This is a genomic window from Roseateles violae (genome assembly GCF_030410485.1).
Classification (GTDB): domain Bacteria; phylum Pseudomonadota; class Gammaproteobacteria; order Burkholderiales; family Burkholderiaceae_C; genus Roseateles_D; species Roseateles_D violae.
On the sequence record NZ_JAUHHC010000004.1, the window covers coordinates 645,190 to 663,986 of the forward strand.

Here is an 18,797-nt window from a genome sequence, read left to right on the forward strand (position 1 = left end):
GGATTTTCCTGCAATTTAACCCCACCATACGAAAAGTCTTTTTTTGCCGCCCGGCAAGCGCCCGACAAGCGCCCGACGACGCTCCTGCGCCCCTTGCGCAGCGTTCGCGCTGACTACACTGCCCGCTTCCCAATCCCCTGCCTGCCTCGCCGATGAAACTGTCCACCACCGTTGCCGGCGCCCTCTGCGCCGCCGCCGTCCTGGCCGCCCATGCGGCCGGGGAGAAGCCCGCCACCCAGGTCCGTGCCGAGATCCCGGCCGAATTCCGCTGGGACTTCGGCGCCATCTATCCGAACTGGGAAGCCTGGGAGGCCGGCATGCAGGACATGCAGCGGCAGATGGACGCCTTTGCCGCGCTCAAGGGCAGCCTTTCCAGCGGACCGGCCGCGGTGCTGAAGGCCTACCAGGCCTTCGATGCGATCGGCAAGCTGCAGTACCGCCTCTACCGCTACCCGCAGCTGCAGCGCGATGTCGACACGCGCGAGCAGGCGGTGGCCGGCCGCTTCCAGCGCATGAATGCGCTGTTCGCCAAGTTCGACACCGCCACCGCCTGGTTCACGCCCGAGCTGCTGGCCACGGTGCCGGAGGCGACGATGCAGAGCTGGCTGCGCGAGACGCCGGCGCTGGCGCCCTATCGCCACACCATCCTCGACAACTACCGCAAGCAGGCCCATGTGCTGGACGAAAAGGGCGAACAGCTGCTGTCGCTGGCCGGCCCGCTGAACCAGGCGCCGCGCAATATCTATAGCGAGCTCAGCACCTCGGACATCAAGTTCCCCAGCATCAAGACCGCCGACGGCAAGGAGGTCCGGCTGACCCCGGGCAACTACGCCGCCCTGCTGGAGACCAATCCGCAGCAGGCGGATCGCGCCGCCGCGGCGGCGGCCCATCTGGCCACCTACGGCGCCCAAGCCAACACCTACGCGGCGATCTACGCCGGGCTGCTGCAACGCGACTGGTTCCTGGCCCAGGCGCGCAAGTTCCCCAGCACGCTGGACGCGGCGCTGAACGAGCACAACATCCCGCGCGCCGTGGTCGAGAACCTGATCGAGGCCGCGCGCGCCGGCAGCGCGCCGCTGCAGCGCTATGCGCGCCTGCGCCAGCGCCTGCTGGGGCTGGACAGCTACCACCTCTACGACGGCTCGGTGCCGATCTTCCGCAGCGAGCAGCGCTATCCCTTCGCCAAGGCGCGCGATCTGGCGATCGCCTCTGTGGCGCCGCTGGGGGCCGACTACCAGGCCAAGTACCGCCGCTTCTACGACAGCGGCCATGTCGACGTCTACGAGAACGAGGGCAAGCGCAGCGGCGCCTATGTGGCCGGCGTCTACGGCGTCGGCCCCTATATGCTGCTGAACCACAACGACACCCTGCGCGCCGCCTTCACCGTCGCACACGAAGGCGGCCATGCGATGCACACGGTGCTGTCCTACGAGAACCAGCCCTTCGTCAGCGCGGACTACACGATCTTCGTCGCCGAGGTCGCCTCCACCACCAACGAGCGCTTCCTGCTCGATCATCTGCTGAAGAACACCAGTGACCCGCAGGAGCGCTTCCTGCTGCTGCAGCATGCGGTGGACGGCATCGTCGGCACCTTCTACACCCAGGTGCTGTTTGCCGATTTCGAGCTGCAGGCCCACCAGTTGGTCGAGCGTGGCCAGGCGCTGAACACCGAGACGCTGAACAAGCTCTATGCCGGCGTGCTGAAGACCTACTGGGGCGATGCGGTGGCGACGGACGACTTCTACAAATACACCTGGGCGCGCATCCCGCACTTCTACAACACGCCCTACTACGTCTACCAGTACGCGACCTGCTTCGCCTCCTCGGCCCAGCTGTTCAAGGCGATGACCGAGGGTGATGCCTCATCCAGGAAGGCCGCCACCGAGCGCTACCTGACCTTGCTGAAGAGTGGCGGCAACGACTATCCGATGGCCCAGCTGAAGAAGGCCGGTGTCGACCTGACCCAGCGCGCGACGATCCAGGCCGTGGTCGACCAGCTCGACGCGCTGGTGACGCAGATGGAGACGGAGGCGGCGCGGATCAGGCGCTGAGTCGGCGCGGCCGGCGCCGGAGATGCCGCGGATGGGGGACGCTGCCGCTTTCATTGCGCGCATCGCTTCCTAAACTTGTAGTCTGTTTCCGTGCAGGAGACCGACATGCGCAAGATCATGCTGCTGCGAGCCGGCCTGTTGGCCGCCTCGCTGCTGACCGTCGGCGCCCCGTCCTCGGCCAGCAGCCGCAACAACGGCGCCAACGGCTATGCCGACCAATCCCTGATCGTGGCGCCGGTCGGCGTGCCGTCCGGCGCGGTCCTGGTCCCCTTTGCCGGCCAGTACCACTCGGCCCTGGTGACGCGCAGCGGGCGGATCTGGGACGTGGACCTGGCCAATCTGATCAACGAGAGCTGGCTGCTTCCGCTCGATACCGGCTATGCCCAGCTGAACATCCACATGGCCCAATGCTTCGGCGGCGGGTTCATCGACGAGCTGGACCATGGCACCACGCTGTTTCCAGGCGCCATCCCGCGGCTGAGCATCAACACGGCGGCGCGCTGGGACAAGAAATCGATCGGCGTCGAGGGCGCCGATCCGCGCAACCGCTACAGCTTCGCCTGGTGGTTCGAGCAGGATGCCGGCATCGCCAACAAGGCCATGCTGAACGCCTACACGACGGCGCTGAGCAACCAGACCTATCCCGCTGCCGTGCGTGCGGCCGAGTTACCGCAGTACTTCAGCGCCCCCGATGCGCAGGACGCCTCGCTGCTCGGCAGCGGGCCCGACAAGAAGGTGGCGCTGCTGTTCGTCGGCGACGACCGCGACCGCACGGCCGCCGGCATCGTCCGCAATCAGCGCCACTACCGCGATGCGCTGCGCATGTACGGCACGCTGCGCAACAACTTCGGCTTTGCCGCCGCCGACATCCGCGTCTACTACCACGATGGCACGGCGCCGGCCGGTGCGCCGGCCGGCCTGCCGATCGACGGCGCCGCCACCGAGGCCAATTTCAATGCCTTCTTCGCCGCGCCCCCGCAGCCCATCGCCGGCGGCAACGACGAGATCTTCATCTGGACCTCGGACCATGGCGCGCTGCGCTTCGCGCTGGCCGGTCAGGTCCAGCTGCTGCCGGACGCCGGCGTGCAGCTGGCGCGGCTGGACTTCCAGCTGACGCCCGAGTACCTGACGGCGCTGAACACCACGGACTTCGACCCGCAGCTGTTCGGCCTGCCCAGGCTGGACATCGCGACGCTGAACAACCCCGGCAATGCGCCGGTCAGCGTCCTGCTGAACGGCCACGCGCTGGGCGTTGCCCGGCTGGCCGGCGACGGTTTCGATCTCGACCCGGCCTGGCTGTCCAGCAGCAACACGCTGAGCTTCCAGACCAGCGGCGGCGGGTCGGTCGTCGTGGGCGACCTCTCGCTGAGCTTCGTGGCCCCCAACGAGATCGGGCCGGTGCCCGAGCCGGCCAGCGCCTGGCTGCTGGGCCCGGGCCTGCTGCTGGTCTTCAGCTTCGCGGGGCGCCGTGGCCGGTAAGCGCCAGCGCGCGAATCAGCGCCGCAGCCGCGGGCTCACTCCCACTCGATCGTCGCCGGCGGCTTGCTCGACACGTCGTAGGTGACGCGGTTGATGCCGCGCACCTCGTTGATGATGCGGCCCGAGCAGCGCTTGAGCAGGCTGTAGGGTAGCTCGGCCCAGTCGGCCGTCATGAAGTCGCTGGTCTGCACCGCGCGCAGGGCGACGACGTAGTCGTAGGTGCGGCCGTCGCCCATCACGCCGACGCTCTTGACCGGCAGGAAGACGGTGAAGGCCTGGCTGGTCAGCTCGTACCAGGTCTTGCCCGTGGCCTCGTCGCGGGTGTTGCGCAGCTCCTCGATGAAGATGGCGTCGGCGCGGCGCAGCAGATCGGCGTAGTCCTTCCTGACCTCGCCGAGGATGCGCACGCCGAGGCCGGGGCCCGGGAACGGGTGGCGGTAGACCATCTCGGGCGGCAGGCCCAGGGCCACGCCCAGCTCGCGCACCTCGTCCTTGAACAGCTCGCGCAGCGGCTCCAAGAGCTTCAGGCCCAGCTGCTCGGGCAGGCCGCCGACATTGTGATGGCTCTTGATCGTCGTCGCCTTCTTGGTCTTGGTGCCGCCGCTCTCGACCACGTCCGGATAGATCGTGCCCTGGGCCAGGAAGGTCGCGCCCTTGTGGCCCTGGCCGCTGGCCTTGAGCTTCTCGGCCTCGGCCTTGAACACGTCGACGAACAGGCCGCCGATGATCTTGCGCTTCTTCTCCGGGTCGGTCACGCCGGCCAGTTGGCCGAGGAAGAGCTCGCTGGCGTCGACGCGGATCACGCGCGCATGCAGCTTGCCGGCGAACATGTCCATCACCATATCGCCCTCGTTCAGGCGCAGGAGGCCATGGTCGACGAAGACGCAGGTCAGCTGGTCGCCGATCGCGCGATGAATCAGCGCGGCGGCCACGCTCGAATCGACGCCGCCGGACAGGCCCAGGATCACCTCCTCGTTGCCGACCTGCTCGCGGATCTTCTGGACGGCTTCCTCGATGTAGTCGCCCATGATCCAGTCGCCCTTGCAGCCGGCGATCTCGCGGACGAAGCGGTGCAGCATCGCCTGGCCCTGCTGCGTGTGCGTGACCTCGGGGTGGAACTGGACGGCGTAGTAGCGCTTGTCCTCGTTGGCCATGCCGGCGATCGGGCAGCTGGGCGTCGAGGCCATCAGCTTGAAGCCCTCGGGCAGGGCCGTGACCTTGTCGCCATGGCTCATCCAGACCTTCAGCATGCCGTGGCCTTCGGCGGTCGTGAAGTCGGCGATGTCCTTCAAGAGCGCCGTGTGCCCATGCGCCCTCACCTCGGCATAGCCGAACTCGCGGTGGTCGCTCCACTCGACCTTGCCGCCCAGCTGCACGGCCATGGTCTGCATGCCGTAGCAGATGCCCAAGACCGGCACGCCCAGATCCCAGACCGCCTGCGGCGCGCGCAGCTCATGGTCCTCGTAGGTCGAGGCATGGCTGCCGGACAGGATGATGGCCTTCGGCGCGAACTCGCGGATGAAGGCATCGGACACATCGTTCGGATGGATCTCGCAATAGACATGGGCCTCGCGCACGCGACGCGCGATCAGCTGCGTGACCTGGGAGCCGAAGTCGAGGATCAGGACTTTGTCGTGGTGCATGGCATCAAGCTTCAAGAGAGGTGGAGGCGGCGGCGGGCTCGTCGTGCCGCGACTGCAGCGCGAAATAGCGCGAGGCGAAGTACAGCGACAGCGCCTGCAGGACGGCGATGAAGAAGAAGGGCGCGCCGATGCGCAGATCTGACTTGGGCAGCTCGGCCACCAGATACATCAGCCCCAGGCCGACCGGCGGCGCCACGACGGCCATCAGGCTGTTCAGCGCGGCGACGGCACCCATGGTCTCGCCCTGGTTGCTGGCGCTGGCCGCCTTGGAGATCTGGCTTTGCAGGGCCGGGCCGATCGCGTAGCCCAGACCGCCGATGACGATGCAGGCATAGACCATCCAGCCCTGGGTGGCGAAGCCGATGCCGGTGTTGGTCAGCACCGAGATCGCCAGACCGGTCAGCACCAGGCGGTTCAGCGCTACATGCTTGAGCAGCGGCTTCAAGAGCACACCCTGCATCAGCACCGACATCGCGCCGACGGCCAGCAGCGACAGGCCGTTGTCCAGCGGGCCCCAGCCGAGCCGATGGCCGGTGTAGAGCACCCAGCAGCTTTGCACGATCATCTGCGCCAGGCCGCTGAAGCAGATCACATAGATCAGCGGGCCGACGCCGCGCAGCGCCCGCACGCGCGAGAACGCGGCCAGCGGATTGGCCTTGCGCCAGTCGAAAGGCCGGCGGTGTTCGAGGCTCAGCGACTCAGGCAGCACGAAAAAGCCATAGCACCAGTTCAGGATGGCCAGACCGCCGGCGACGAAGAAGGGCAGGTGCAGATCGATATGGCCCAGCAGGCCGCCGAGCACCGGTCCGAGGATGAAGCCCATGCCGAAGGCCGCGCCCAGCTGGCCGTAGCGCTGCGCGCGCTGCTCGGGCGGCGTGATGTCGGCCACATAGGCATTGGCGATCGCGATATTCGACTGCATCGCGCCTGAAAAAAGACGCACGACGACGAGCATCCACAGCGCCGTCGCCATCGCCGTGACGAAGAAGGACAGCGCCAGGCCCGAGAAGCCGATCAACATCACCTTGCGGCGGCCGTAACGGTCGGACAGGCCGCCGAGGATGGGCGAGGACAGGAAGTTGGCGATGCAGAAGGCCAAGGTCACCGCCAGCTGGGCCAGCGTGTGCTCGGATTCGCCCGTCGTGAAGGTGCCGACCAGCGGCGGCAGGACCGGGATGATCAGGCCGATCGAGATCATGTCGATCAGCACGGCCACCATGATGAAGCCCATGCCGGCCGCCTTGGCCGGGCGCTGGGGCGCTTTGCTATCGCTGCTGCTGCTCACTGCTGCAAATCCTTGAGAAAGAACGAACGGGGCCGAGGCCCCGTTCATCAAGCAGGCCGAGTCTTACTCGGCACGGTAGTTCGGCGCTTCCTTGGTGATCTGCACATCGTGCACATGGCTCTCGCGGATGCCCGCGGCCGTGATCTCCACGAACTCGGCCTTCTCGTGCATGTCGGCGATGCTGGCGCAACCGCAATAGCCCATCGAGGCGCGCACGCCGCCGGCCATCTGGTGCACGATCGCGACCATCGAGCCCTTGTAGGGCACGCGACCCTCGATGCCTTCCGGCACCAGCTTGTCGGCGTTGGGGTTCGTGGTCTCGTCGTTTTCCTGGAAGTAGCGGTCGGCCGAGCCGGCCTTCATCGCGCCGATCGAGCCCATGCCGCGGTAGCTCTTGTAGCTGCGGCCCTGGAACAGGATCACCTCGCCGGGTGCTTCCTCGGTGCCGGCGAACATGCCGCCCATCATCACCGTGCTGGCGCCGGCGGCGAGGGCCTTGGCGATGTCACCGGAGTAGCGGATGCCGCCATCGGCGATCAGCGGCACGCCGCTGCCCTTCAGCGCGCTGGCGACGAAGTCGATCGCGGCGATCTGCGGCACGCCGACACCGGCGACGATGCGGGTCGTGCAGATCGAGCCGGGGCCGATGCCGACCTTGACCGCATCGGCACCCGCTTCCACCAGGGCCAGCGCGGCCGCACCGGTGGCGATATTGCCGCCGATCACCTGCACCTGCGGGTAGTTCTTCTTGACCCAGCGCACGCGCTCGATCACGCCGGCGCTGTGACCATGGGCGGTGTCGACGACGATCGCATCGACGCCGGCCTTGACCAGCAGCTCGACGCGCTCCTCGGTGCCCTCGCCCACGCCGACGGCGGCGCCGACGCGCAGCTTGCCGTGCGAATCGCGCGCGGCGTTCGGGAAGTTCGTCTGCTTGGTGATGTCCTTGACCGTCATCAGGCCGCGCAGTTCGAAGGCCTCGCTGACGACCAGCACGCGCTCGAGCTTGTGCTTGTGCATCAGCGCCTTGCCCTCGTCCAGCGAGGCGCCTTCGCGCACGGTGATCAGGCGCTCGGCCGGGGTCATGATCTCGCTGACCGGCGCGTCGTTGCGGGTCTCGAAGCGCAGATCGCGGCCGGAGACAATGCCGACCACCTTCTTGCCCTGCAGCACCGGGAAGCCGGAGATGCCATGCTGTTCGCTCAAGGCCTTGACCTGGCGCACCGTCGTCTCGGGCGTGATCGTGATCGGGTCGCGCAGGAGCCCCGACTCGTAGCGCTTGACCCGGGCGACCTCGGCGGCCTGCTGGGCCGGCGTGAGGTTCTTGTGGACGATGCCCATGCCGCCCTCCTGGGCGATGGCGATCGCCAGGCGGGCCTCGGTCACGGTGTCCATCGCGGCGGAAACCAGGGGCAGGTTCAGCCGGATATCGCGGGTCAGCTGGGTGGCAAGACTGGTGTCGCGAGGCAACACCTGGGAGAAGGCAGGCACCAACAACACGTCGTCGAAGGTGAGTGCTTTTCCAAGAAGGCGCATGAGGGAAGCTCCAGACGCAAAGCGGCATTATACGGAAGGCCGCAATTACCTTTGGTCACCAGGGGCCGCCGCTACACTCGAACGATGCCTATGCCCACCGCCCGTCCCGTCTCCGTGCAACGCCTTGCCCGCCCGGGCCTGATCGGCCTGCTGCTGCTGGGCCTGGCCCTGTCCGCCCAGGCGCAATGGAAGTGGAAGGACGCCAGCGGCAAGATCCAGTACAGCGATCTGCCGCCGCCCAGCGGCACGCCGGACAAGGACATCCTGCAGCGCCCGACGCCGCCCAGGCTGCAGATCCAGGTCGTGCCCAGCGGCGGCGCGGCCTCGGTGCCCGAGTCGCCGGCGCGCGCGGCCAGCACGCCGAGCCGGGCCGAGCTCGAGCAGCAGGCGCGCCAGAAGCAGCAGGAGCAGGAGGCGCTGGCCAAGGCCAAGGAAGAGGAGCGCCGCATCGCCGCGCAGCGCCGCGACAACTGCGCCCGTGCGCAGGACAACCTGAAGTTGATCGAGAGCGGCGTGCGCCTGGGCCGGCCCAACGAGCGCGGCGAGAATATTCCGATGGACGACAAGCAGCGCGCCGACGAGTTGCAGCGCACCCGCGCCGTCATCGCCAGCGAATGCCGTTGAGCGCATAAAAACAAGCTCCGCCCATGGCGGAAGTCATGTTGCCGCCCCCGGCGCCATGCACTACCCTTCGCCGTTCTGGGCCCGCCCGAGTTCTCTTGCGCGGGCCTTCCTCATTGCGGTTTGATTGAAGGTTCTTGCATGAAGCTGATGAACAAGGGTTTGCCGCGCGGTTTGCGGCTGGCGCCACTGGCGCTGTTGCTGGCCCTGTCCGGCCAGGCGCAGGCGGCGCCGAGTTCGGGTCTGGATGTGGGCGGATTCGACAAGTCGGTGCGCGCCCAGGACGATCTATTCCGCGCCGCCAACGGCCAATGGATCGCCAGGACCGAGATCCCGGCCGACAAGGCCGATTACGGCAGCTTCATCATCCTGGCCGATCAGTCGGACAAGCAAGTGCGCGCCATCGTCGAGGAGCTGGCCGCCCGGCCCCAGCAGGCCGGCAGCGTCGAGCAGAAGATCGCCGCCTTCTATGCCGCCTACACCGACACCGCCGCGATCGACAAGGCCGGCCTGGCGCCGCTGCAGCCGCGCCTGGCCAGCATCGCCGCGATCAAGACGCGGGCCGAACTGGCGGCCTGGCTGGGCAAGGCCCAAGGCGAGTTCAGCACGCCGGTGCTGCTGAGCGTGCAGCCCGATTCCAAGGACCCGACGACCCATCTGGCGCTGACCTGGCAGGGTGGCCTGGGCATGCCCGACCGCGACTACTACCTGAAGGACGACGAGCGCCTGGCCAAGGCGCGCGCCGCCTACGAGCTCTACCTGACCCGGCTCGCCCAGCTGTCCGGCGACAAACAGGCGGCCGCCACCGCCCGGACGGTGCTGGCGCTGGAGAAGCGCATCGCCGAGGCGCACTGGCCCAAGGTCGAGCTGCGTGACCCGGTCAAGACCTACAACCCGATGACGCCCGCCGAGCTGGCCGCCGCGGCGCCGGGCATGGACTGGGCGGCCTTCCTGGCCGCCGGCCAGCTGGGCGGCATCCAGCGCTTGTCGGTCTCGCAGCCGAGCCTGGCGACCGGCGTCGCCAAGCTGGTCGCCGAAGTGCCGCTGGAGCAATGGAAGGCCTATCTGCGCCTGCGCGTGCTCGACGAATCGGCCGACGTGCTGCCCAAGGCCTTCCGCGAGGCGCGCTTCGCTTTCAAGGGCACGGCGCTGACCGGCGCCAAGGAAGAGAAGCCGCGCTGGCAGAAAGGCATCGACGAGGTCAATAGCGCCCTGGGCGAGGCGGTCGGCAAGGTCTATGTCGAGCGCCATTTCCCGCCGGCCTACAAGGCGCGCATGCAGGAGCTGGTCAAGAACCTGCTGGCCGCCTATGGTGAGTCGATCGACGGCCTGGCCTGGATGAGCCCCGAGACCAAGGCGCAGGCCAAGGACAAGCTGTCCAAGTACATGAGCAAGATCGGCTATCCGGACGTCTGGCGCGACTATTCCAAGCTCGAGGTCAAGGCCGGCGACGCCGCCGGCAACCGCGGTCGCTCCAGTCGCTTCGAGTGGGCGCGCATCGCCCAGCGCGCCGGCAAGCCGGTCGACCGTGCCGAATGGGAGATGACGCCGCAGACGGTCAACGCCTACTACAACCCGCCGCTGAACGAGATCGTCTTCCCGGCCGCGATCCTGCAGCCGCCCTTCTTCGACATGGCCGCCGACGATGCGGCTAACTACGGCGCGATCGGCGCCGTGATCGGCCACGAGATCAGCCACGGCTTCGACGACCAGGGCAGCCAGTTCGACGGCGACGGCAAGCTGCGCAACTGGTGGACCGAGGCCGACCGCAAGGCCTTCGATGCGATCGGTGCGCAGCTGGTCGCGCAGTACGGGGGCTACGAGCCGCTCCCCGGCAAGCAGCTGAACGGCAAGCTGACCCTGGGCGAGAACATCGCCGACCTGAGCGGCCTGCAGATCGCCTACAAGGCCTACAAGCGCTCGCTGGGCGGCCAGCCGGCGCCGGTGCTCGACGGCTACAGCGGTGAGCAGCGCTTCTTCCTCGGCTGGTCGCAGGCCTGGCGCGAGAAGGTGCGCGAGGAGCGCTCGCTGCAGTTGCTGACGATCGATCCGCATTCGCCGCCTAAGTTCCGTGCCAATGGCGCCGCGGTGAACCACGACGGCTTCCACGAGGCCTTCGGCACCAAGGACGGCGACGGCATGTTCAAGCCGGCCGACAAGCGCATCCGCATCTGGTAAGCGCGACCGCGCTCGCGCCGAAGCAAGCCGCGGCGGGCCGCGGCTTTTCCATCCCCCGCACAGCGCGGGGGTAAACCCCTTCGGGTACGGTCGAAGCGGCTTTTAGAATGATTTTGTGCACTCGCACAATGTCCGAGACAAGGAGCATGGCATGGTGACTGCCCGCAGAGGCAAGGCGGCGAAGACGGCGGAAGACGCCCCTCAAACCGGCGCTGAGCCGGCCGGCGCTCATCTGCGCGTGCTGAAGAAGTACCCGAACCGCCGGCTCTACGACACGCAGACCAGCAGCTACATCACCCTGGCCGACGTCAAGGCGATGGTGCTGGACGGCCAGGCCTTCGAGGTGCGCGACGCCAAGACGGCCGAGGACATCACCCGCAGCATCCTCCTGCAGATCATTCTGGAGGAAGAGACCGGCGGCGTGCCGATGTTCAGCACGACGGCGCTGTCGCAGATCATCCGCTTCTACGGCCATGCGATGCAGGGCGTGATGGGCGCCTATCTCGAAAAGAATATGCAGAGTCTGGCCGAACTGCAGGACCGCTTCAGCGCGCAGAGCAAGGGCCTGGCCTTCAGCCCCGAGCTCTGGACCCAGTTCCTCGGCGCCCAGGCGCCGGTGATGCAGAACCTGATGGGCGGCTATGTCGAGCAGAGCAAGAGCCTGCTCGAGCAGATGCAGGAGCAGATGAAGACCGCCGGGGCGCTGTTCCCCGGAATGCCAGGAATGCCCGGTTTTCCGCCGAAAAAGTCCTGATTCCGGGGCTCGGCGCCGCGGATAGGGGAAAATCGCGGGATGAGCGAATCCCATGTCCCGAGCCCGGCCGCCGCTTCCGCCGCCGTCGCTTCCCCCAAGATCGGTTTTGTCAGCCTCGGCTGCCCCAAGGCGCTGACCGATTCCGAGCTGATCCTGACCCAGCTGCGTGCCGAGGGCTACGAGACCTCCAAGACCTTTGCCGGCGCCGATCTGGTGATCGTCAACACCTGCGGCTTCATCGACGATGCGGTCAAGGAAAGCCTGGACACGATCGGCGAGGCCCTGGCCGAGAACGGCAAGGTCATCGTCACCGGCTGCCTCGGCGCCAAGGGCAGCGAGTCCAACCAGGACGCCGGCAGCCTGGTGCGCGAGATCCACCCCTCGGTGCTGGCCGTCACCGGTCCGCATGCGACGCAAGAGGTGATGGACGCCGTCCACACCCATGTGCCCAAGCCGCACGATCCCTTCATCGACCTGGTGCCGGCCTACGGCATCAAGCTGACGCCCAAGCATTACGCCTATCTGAAGATCAGCGAGGGCTGCAACCATCGCTGCTCTTTCTGCATCATCCCCAGCATGCGCGGCGACCTGGTCTCGCGGCCGATCGGCGATGTGCTGAACGAGGCGCGCGCGCTGTTCGAATCGGGCGTCAAGGAGCTGCTGGTGATCAGCCAGGACACCAGCGCCTATGGCGTCGACGTCAAGTACCGCATGGGCTTCTGGGACGGCAAGCCGGTCAAGACGCGCATGTACGATCTGGTGGCGCAACTGGGCGAGCTGGCCCGCCAGCATGGCGCCTGGGTGCGCCTGCACTATGTCTACCCTTATCCGCATGTGGACGAGGTGCTGCCGCTGATGGCCGAAGGCCTGGTGCTGCCCTACCTCGACGTGCCGCTGCAGCATGCGCATCCGGACGTGCTCAAGCGCATGAAGCGCCCCGCCAATGGCGAGAAGAATATGGAGCGCATCGCGCGCTGGCGCGAGACCTGCCCGGACATCGTGATCCGCTCGACCTTCATCGCCGGCTTCCCCGGCGAAACCGAGGCGGAGTTCCAGTACCTGCTGGACTTCATGCAGGAGGCGCGCATCGACCGCGCCGGCTGCTTCGCCTATTCGCCGGTCGAGGGCGCCAGCGCCAACGAGCTGCCCGGCGCGCTGCCCGAGGACGTGCGCAACGAGCGCCGTGCCCGCTTCATGGCGATCGCGGAAGCAGTCTCGGTCGACAAGCTGCGCAGCCGCATCGGCTCGACCATGCAGGTGCTGGTCGACTCCGCACCGGCGCTGGGCCGCAAGGGCGGCGTGGGCCGCAGCTATGCCGACGCACCCGAGATCGACGGCAGCGTGCGCCTGCTGCCGCCGCAAAAGGCCAGCAAGACCCTGAAGGTCGGCGAATTCACCAAGGCCAAGATCGTCGCCGCCGAGGGCCACGACCTCGTGGCCATGCCGGTCTGAGCGGAGCCCCTCGCCCAGTCCCGCCGCGCTGAACGCGGGCAGGTCCTGGTCGGTCCCCCAAGGGGACGGAGATGCCGGCGGCATGGAGCCGCAAGCATCTCCGGGCGGGCCGGCTTGGGAGCGGCCCGGCGCTCGGCCCGGAAGACGGGCCGCCTTCCTACAATGGCGCGTTCATCAACGACCGGGCCCGACCTTGAGCAAGAAGCGCGCGATTTCGACCGAGCAGATCCACCACCCCTACAGGCCGCCCGAAGGCTGGAACGCGATCCCCGTGCCGGTGGCCAAGGCCTCGACGGTGCTGTTCAAGAACGCGGCCGATCTGCACCACTACAAGCCGCGCGACGGCAAGAGCTACCGCTACGGTCTGCACGGCACGCCGACCAGCTACACGCTGGCCGCGCGCCTGGCCACATTGGAAGGCGCGAACCATTGCCTGCTGACGCCCAGCGGCCTGGCGGCGATCACCCTGGTGGCCATGGCCTTGCTGCGCCCCGGCGACGAGGTGCTGGTGCCCGACAACGCCTATGGCCAGAACCGCTATCTGAGCGAATCCTTCCTGCCCGAGTTCGGCATCACGCATCGCTTCTACGACCCGCTGGACGTGGCCGGCTTCGAGGCGCTGCTGAGCGAGAAGACCAAGCTGGTCTGGCTGGAGGCGGCCGGCTCGATCACCCTGGAGTTCCCCGACCTGATCGGCCTGCTGCGCGCCTGCAAGGCACGCGGCATCGTCAGCGCGCTGGACAACACCTGGGGCGCCGGCGTCGCCTTCAATCCCTTCGAGATCGCGCCCGCCACCCATCCGGGCCTGGGCGCCGACATCTCGATGCAGGCGCTGACCAAATACCCGAGCGGCGGCGCCGACGTGCTGATGGGCGCTGTCTACACGCGCGATCCGGCGCTGCACGACAAGCTCAATCATGCGCACGAGCATCTGGGCTATGGCGTCGGCGCCAACGACGTCGAGCTGCTGCTGCGCGCGCTGCCCAGCCTGGAGCTGCGCTACCGCGCGCAGGACGCGAGCACGCGCGCGCTGGCGGCCTGGATGCAGGGCCGGCCCGAGGTCGCGCGCGTGCTGCACCCCGCCCTGCCCGGCTCGCCCGGCCATGCGCATTGGCAGCAGTGCAGCGCTGAAGGAGCCGCCTGCCTGTTCTCGGCCGTGTTCAGGGCCGAGTACGACATGCAGCGGGTCGACGCCTTCGTCGATGCGCTGCAGCTGTTCGGCATCGGCTATTCCTGGGCCGGCCCGATGAGCCTGGCCGTGCCCTATGACATGAGCCGCAGCCGCAGCCTGCCCCTGCCCTATGAGCAAGGCGTGATCGTGCGCTTCGCGATCGGCCTGGAGGCTGAGGCCGATCTGCGCGCGGATCTGGAGCAGGCGCTGGGCGCGCTCGGACGCAGCGCCTGAAGTCCGGAGCTCAGCGCGCGCGCTGCTTCATCGCGCGCTCGACCTCGCGCTTGCCTTCGCGCTCCTTGATCGTGTCGCGCTTGTCGCCCTTGTCCTTGCCCTTGGCCAGGGCGATGTCCGCCTTGATGCGGCCGCCCTTGTAATGCAGGTTCAGCGGCACCAGGGTGAAGCCGCGCTGCTCGACCTTGCCGACCAGGCGGCGGATCTCGTCCTTCTTCAGCAAGAGCTTCTTGGTCCGGTCGGCCAGCGGGTTCACATGGGTGGACGCGGTGCGCAGCGGGTTGATGCGGCAGCCGATCAGGAACAGCTCGCCGTCGCGGATCATCACATAGCCGTCGGTCAGCTGAACCTGGCCGGCACGCACGGCCTTGACCTCCCAGCCCTCGAGCACCATGCCGGCCTCGAACTGCTCTTCAATGTGATATTCGAATCGGGCGCGACGGTTTTCGGCGATGGACATGCGAACAATCTGGGGCCGAAACGGCCCAATACAATTCCCGCATTGTATGAAGCAAGTCAAAAAGTCCGTTCTGCTCTGGTACTCGGCGCATGAAATGTACGAGCTGGTCACCGGCTTCGAGCGCTATCCGGAGTTCCTGCCCTGGTGCGAGCGCGCCGAGGTGATCGCGCGCGACGCCGACGCGGTGACCGCCCGGCTCTCGCTGTCCTTCATGGGCGTGCAGCAGAGCTTCACGACCCGCAATATCGAGATCGCCGACGAGCGCGTGCAGATGGAACTGGTGGACGGTCCCTTCTCGCGGCTGGACGGCGTCTGGCGCTTCCTGCCGCTGAACAAACCGGGCAGCGAAGCGGCCGCCAGCGCCTGCAAGATCGAGTTCGAGCTGCGCTATGCCTTCTCCAGCAAGACGCTGGAGGCGGTGGTCAGCCCGGCCTTCGACCGCATCGCCAACACCTTCGTCGACAGCTTCGTGCAGCGCGCCGAGGCGGTCTACGGCGCACGCTGAGCTCATGGCGACGATCCATGTCGAGCTGGTCTGGAGCCCGGCGACCGGCGATGTCCGCCAGCGCGCGCTCGAGCTGGCCGAAGGCAGCACCATCGAACAGGCGCTGCGCGGCTGCACGGACTTCGCCGATCAGCTGCCCCGCCTGGCCGAATTGAAGATCGGTGTCTGGGGCCGTTTGCGTCCGCTGGACACCGTGCTGCGCGAACGCGACCGCATCGAGGTCTACCGCCCGCTGACCGTCGACCCCAAGGAAGCCCGCCGCCAGCGCTATCGCGACCGCGGCGAGCGCATCGTCTCGCGGCATCGGCCGCTGGCGGGGAAGACGACACGCTGAGCAAGGCGCTTGCCCGCGCGACGCCCAGGTCGGGGAAACCTGCCAGGCCTCAGGCCGTGCTGCGCCGGCGTTCCAGCACGGCCAGCGCGTTGCGGGCGGCGGCCAGGCCCATGTTCAGATAGGCGTCGCTGGTGACGCCGCCGATATGCGGGCTCAGCGTCAGCTTCGCGACGCCCTGGAAAGGGTGACCGGCCGTCATCGGCTCGACCTGGAAGCTGTCCAGCCCGGCGCTGGCGACCTGGCCCGAGGCCAGCGCGGCCAGCAGCGCCGCCTCGTCGATCAGGCCGCCGCGCGCGGTGTTGACGATGATGACGCCGGGCTTGCAGCGGGCCAGCGTCTGCGCGTTGAGCAGATTGCGGTTGTCCTCGGTCAGCGGGCAGTGCAGCGAGATCACGTCGGCCTCGCGCCAGATCGTTTCCAGATCGACGGCCGTGATCGCCTCCGGCAGGTTCTTCGCATAGGGGTCGTGGCCGATCACGCGCATGCCCAGCGCATCGGCCATCCTGGCGAAGCGCTGGCCGATCGCGCCCAGGCCGACCAGGCCGACCGTGCGCCCGCCGAGTTCCAGGCTCTTGTGCGTCGCCTTGTCCCAATGGCCGGCATGCATGCGGGCATCGAGCGTCGTCACCGACTTGGCGCAGGCCAGCATCAGGGCCAGGGCCTGCTCGGCGACGGCGGCCGCATTGGCGCCGACCGCGGCGACGACTTCGATGCCGCGCGCCTGTGCCGCCATCTTGTCGATGGTGTCGGTGCCGCTGCCATGCTTGGAGATCACGCGCAGCGACGGCGCCGCGGCCATCGCGGCGTCCCCGACCTTGCCGTAGCGCACGATCATGGCGACCGGGTCATGCTGGCGGCAGAGCGCGATGATGTCGTCCTCGCTCGGTGCCTTGCCGGCGTAGACGACCTCAAAATCGTTCAGCAGCTCCAGCGCGGGCTGGGCGAGATCGGCGCCGGTGATCAGGAAGGCGGGCTTGATGGCAGGCTGGCTCACAGCGTCTCTCCTTCCTTCAGCACGCCGGCGGTGCGCAGGGCGGCATCGAGCCAGCCCGGGCGCAGGGCCTCGCGGCTCTTGATGCCGGCGATGCGCTTGGTCTCCGCCGCGACCTTCTCGGCCGCCAGCGGCAGCAGCGAGGCGGCCTTCTCGCGCTCGATGACGGTGACGCCATCGGCATCGCCGACCAGCAGATCCCCGGGGCGCACCGTGACGCCGCCGATCGAGATCGGATGGTTGAGGCGGCCGGCGACCTGCTTGGTCGGGCCGTTCGGATTGGTGCCGACGGAGAACATCGGGAAGCCCAGCTTGCGGATCTCCTCGCTGTCGCGGCAGGCGCCGTCCAGCACGACCGCCGCGATGCCCAGCGCCACGCATTGCTGCGACATGATCTCGCCCATCAGAGCGCTGGACTGGTCGCCCTTGCCGTCGACGATGATGACGTCGCCCGGCTGGGCGATGGCCATCGCGGCATGGATCATCAGGTTGTCGCCGGGCCGTACCTCGACCGTGATCGCCGTGCCGGCGAAGCGCATCGTCGGCGACAGCGGCGCGATGCGCCCATTCAGCGCACCGCGGCGGCCGGCCACATCGGCGAGGATGGACGATGCGTAGCCCGAGGCCTTGTCGACGATGTCCCTGGGCGTGCGTTCGATCTCGCGGATCACGTCGGGCAATGCGGCGGCTTGACTGCTCATGAAAGTCTCCTGGTTTGAGGTCGGTTGACGGCGCCTCGGCGCCGGCTCGGCCCGTCGAGGGCTGCGGGTCTTGGGCTCAGTATTGGCGACGGCATTCCTTTGGTCCAATCGATAATTTCTGCAAATTGATCGATACGACTTTTGGATTCAAACAAAGCCCTTGCCCTGCCGACCGCAAAAGGGGCATTGATGAATTGCCAATTACTTTCGATTGGACCTTGGCTGCACATGGCTTGAATACTTGCCGCCGCCGCCTCGAGACGGACGGTGACGCGGCCATGGCAAGCCCTGCCGGCCCTCTATTCCAAGAACCTTCGGAGACCATGTTGAAGCACAAGAAAATCCTCTCGGCGGCCCTGCTGACCGTCCTTGCCGGCGGCGCGGCCGCCGAGGGCAGCGTGACGATAGGCGGCATCCTCGACGCCGCCGTTCGCAATGTCCACAACGAGGGCGGCAGCGCGATCCAGTCCCTGGTCAGCGGCTCCAATGCGACCAGCCGGATCTATTTCCGCGGCGAGGAGGACCTGGGCGGCGGGCTGTCGGCCGGCTTCTGGCTCGAGTCCGGCATCGCCGTCGACACCGGCGCCAGCACCGGCGGCACGCAGTTCTTCGACCGTCGCGCCACGCTCTCGCTGCAAAGCCGCAGCCTCGGTGAACTGCGACTGGGGCGCGACTATGTGCCGACCTACACGCTGTGGTCGCGCCACGATCCCTTCACCCATGTCGGCGTGGCCGGCTCGAACAATTTCTCGTCCTCGTCCCAGCAGGGGCCGATCCGCAGCGCCTTCGGCACCGGCCCGAACACGACGGTCCGGGCCAGCAATGCGGTCGAGTTCCTGCTGCCCGCGGGCCTCGGCGGCGTCGAGGGCGGCCTGATGCTGGCCGCCGGCGAGGGCGGCACGGCCGCGAACGGGCAAGACAAGGTGGTCGGCGGCCGCATCGGCTGGCAGGGCGCGAGCTTCGGCGCGCACGCGAGCCAGGTGACGACCTCGAACGACCTGCCCGCCTCGGGCAAGTTCAAGGACAGCCTGCTGGCCGTCAACGGCACGGTCGGCGGCGTGCGCCTGAACGCCGCTTGGCGGCAGTACGAACAGGCGCAGTCCGAGCAGACCATCCTGCTGCTGTCGGCCATCGCCAGCTTCGGCCAGGTCGACCTCAAGGCCTCCTACCTGCAGGCGAATATGAAGGGCCGCGTCGGCACGCGGGTGATCGACGCCAACGATGCGACGCAGTTCGGCCTCGGCGCCGTCTACAACCTGTCCAAGCGGACGGCGCTGTACGCGCAGGGCGCGCTGATCGAGAACGACGGCGCGGCGACCTTCTCGATCCCGGGCGGCACGACGATGCTCACCGGCGGACGTTCGACCGGCTGGGAAGCCGGCGTCCGCCACAACTTCTGATT

Annotated in this window: 16 protein-coding genes; 10 read left to right on the top strand and 6 right to left on the bottom strand. The window is 67.8% G+C overall.

Features of this window, described 5'->3' with window-relative positions; genetic code table 11:
- The first annotated feature begins 152 nt into the window (after nt 1–152).
- Both pepF and QWJ38_RS17430 read left to right on the top strand, forming a co-directional pair.
- Nucleotides 153–2,051: an oligoendopeptidase F gene (gene pepF, locus QWJ38_RS17425; protein WP_290360371.1), complete on the top strand. Its 1,899-nt coding sequence runs from the start codon at nt 153–155 to the stop codon at nt 2,049–2,051.
- A gap of 105 nt (nt 2,052–2,156) precedes the next feature.
- Nucleotides 2,157–3,530 carry a caspase family protein gene (locus QWJ38_RS17430; RefSeq protein WP_290360372.1) on the top strand — a complete coding sequence of 458 codons (1,374 nt, stop codon included), beginning with the start codon at nt 2,157–2,159 and terminating at the stop codon, nt 3,528–3,530.
- Nucleotides 3,531–3,565: 35 nt separating this feature from the next.
- On the opposite strand, the gene guaA is transcribed toward QWJ38_RS17430, so the two are convergent.
- The 3 genes from guaA to guaB all read right to left on the bottom strand — a co-directional run bounded on the left by guaA (nt 3,566) and on the right by guaB (nt 7,994).
- On the bottom strand, nt 3,566–5,173 hold the full coding sequence (gene guaA, locus QWJ38_RS17435; protein ID WP_290360373.1) for a glutamine-hydrolyzing GMP synthase: 1,608 nt from the start codon (nt 5,171–5,173) through the stop codon (nt 3,566–3,568).
- A gap of 4 nt (nt 5,174–5,177) precedes the next feature.
- The gene (locus QWJ38_RS17440) at nt 5,178–6,458 is read right to left on the bottom strand and encodes an MFS transporter (protein WP_290360374.1); all 1,281 of its coding nucleotides are present in this window, start codon (nt 6,456–6,458) and stop codon (nt 5,178–5,180) included.
- 63 nt (nt 6,459–6,521) lie between these two features.
- On the bottom strand, nt 6,522–7,994 hold the full coding sequence (guaB, locus tag QWJ38_RS17445; protein WP_290360375.1) for an IMP dehydrogenase: 1,473 nt from the start codon (nt 7,992–7,994) through the stop codon (nt 6,522–6,524).
- Between the two features lie 84 nt (nt 7,995–8,078).
- Between guaB and QWJ38_RS17450 the strand changes: the two genes are divergently transcribed.
- The 5 genes from QWJ38_RS17450 to QWJ38_RS17470 all read left to right on the top strand — a co-directional run bounded on the left by QWJ38_RS17450 (nt 8,079) and on the right by QWJ38_RS17470 (nt 14,404).
- A complete protein-coding gene (locus QWJ38_RS17450; protein ID WP_290360376.1) occupies nt 8,079–8,618 on the top strand; it encodes a DUF4124 domain-containing protein in 540 nt (179 codons plus the stop codon).
- 138 nt (nt 8,619–8,756) lie between these two features.
- A complete protein-coding gene (locus QWJ38_RS17455; protein ID WP_290360377.1) occupies nt 8,757–10,793 on the top strand; it encodes a M13 family metallopeptidase in 2,037 nt (678 codons plus the stop codon).
- Between the two features lie 151 nt (nt 10,794–10,944).
- Nucleotides 10,945–11,547 carry a polyhydroxyalkanoate synthesis repressor PhaR gene (phaR, locus tag QWJ38_RS17460; RefSeq protein WP_290360378.1) on the top strand — a complete coding sequence of 201 codons (603 nt, stop codon included), beginning with the start codon at nt 10,945–10,947 and terminating at the stop codon, nt 11,545–11,547.
- Between the two features lie 39 nt (nt 11,548–11,586).
- Nucleotides 11,587–12,999, top strand: a complete 1,413-nt coding sequence (rimO, locus tag QWJ38_RS17465) for a 30S ribosomal protein S12 methylthiotransferase RimO (protein ID WP_290360379.1) — start codon at nt 11,587–11,589, stop codon at nt 12,997–12,999.
- A gap of 193 nt (nt 13,000–13,192) precedes the next feature.
- Nucleotides 13,193–14,404, top strand: coding sequence for a PLP-dependent transferase (locus QWJ38_RS17470; protein ID WP_290360380.1), 1,212 nt, complete (start codon nt 13,193–13,195; stop codon nt 14,402–14,404).
- A gap of 10 nt (nt 14,405–14,414) precedes the next feature.
- Here QWJ38_RS17470 and smpB read toward each other — a convergent pair whose 3' ends face one another.
- Complete coding sequence (smpB, locus tag QWJ38_RS17475) at nt 14,415–14,864, bottom strand: SsrA-binding protein SmpB (protein WP_290360381.1); 450 nt, start codon at nt 14,862–14,864, stop codon at nt 14,415–14,417.
- 46 nt (nt 14,865–14,910) lie between these two features.
- Here smpB and QWJ38_RS17480 point away from each other — a divergent pair, with 46 nt between their 5' ends.
- Entirely contained in the window at nt 14,911–15,369 is a 459-nt protein-coding gene (locus QWJ38_RS17480) for a type II toxin-antitoxin system RatA family toxin (protein ID WP_290360382.1), read from the top strand.
- 4 nt (nt 15,370–15,373) lie between these two features.
- Nucleotides 15,374–15,703: an RnfH family protein gene (locus QWJ38_RS17485; RefSeq protein ID WP_290360383.1), complete on the top strand. Its 330-nt coding sequence runs from the start codon at nt 15,374–15,376 to the stop codon at nt 15,701–15,703.
- Nucleotides 15,704–15,752: 49 nt separating this feature from the next.
- Here the strand turns inward: QWJ38_RS17485 and QWJ38_RS17490 are convergent, their stop codons facing one another.
- Nucleotides 15,753–16,697, bottom strand: coding sequence for an NAD(P)-dependent oxidoreductase (locus QWJ38_RS17490; protein ID WP_290360384.1), 945 nt, complete (start codon nt 16,695–16,697; stop codon nt 15,753–15,755).
- Nucleotides 16,694–17,395: an RraA family protein gene (locus QWJ38_RS17495; RefSeq protein WP_290360385.1), complete on the bottom strand. Its 702-nt coding sequence runs from the start codon at nt 17,393–17,395 to the stop codon at nt 16,694–16,696. The genes QWJ38_RS17490 and QWJ38_RS17495 overlap by 4 nt, the downstream gene beginning before the upstream one ends.
- A gap of 326 nt (nt 17,396–17,721) precedes the next feature.
- Here QWJ38_RS17495 and QWJ38_RS17500 point away from each other — a divergent pair, with 326 nt between their 5' ends.
- The gene (locus QWJ38_RS17500; protein ID WP_434063995.1) at nt 17,722–18,795 is read left to right on the top strand and encodes a porin; all 1,074 of its coding nucleotides are present in this window, start codon (nt 17,722–17,724) and stop codon (nt 18,793–18,795) included.
- The last annotated feature ends 2 nt before the right edge of the window (nt 18,796–18,797 follow it).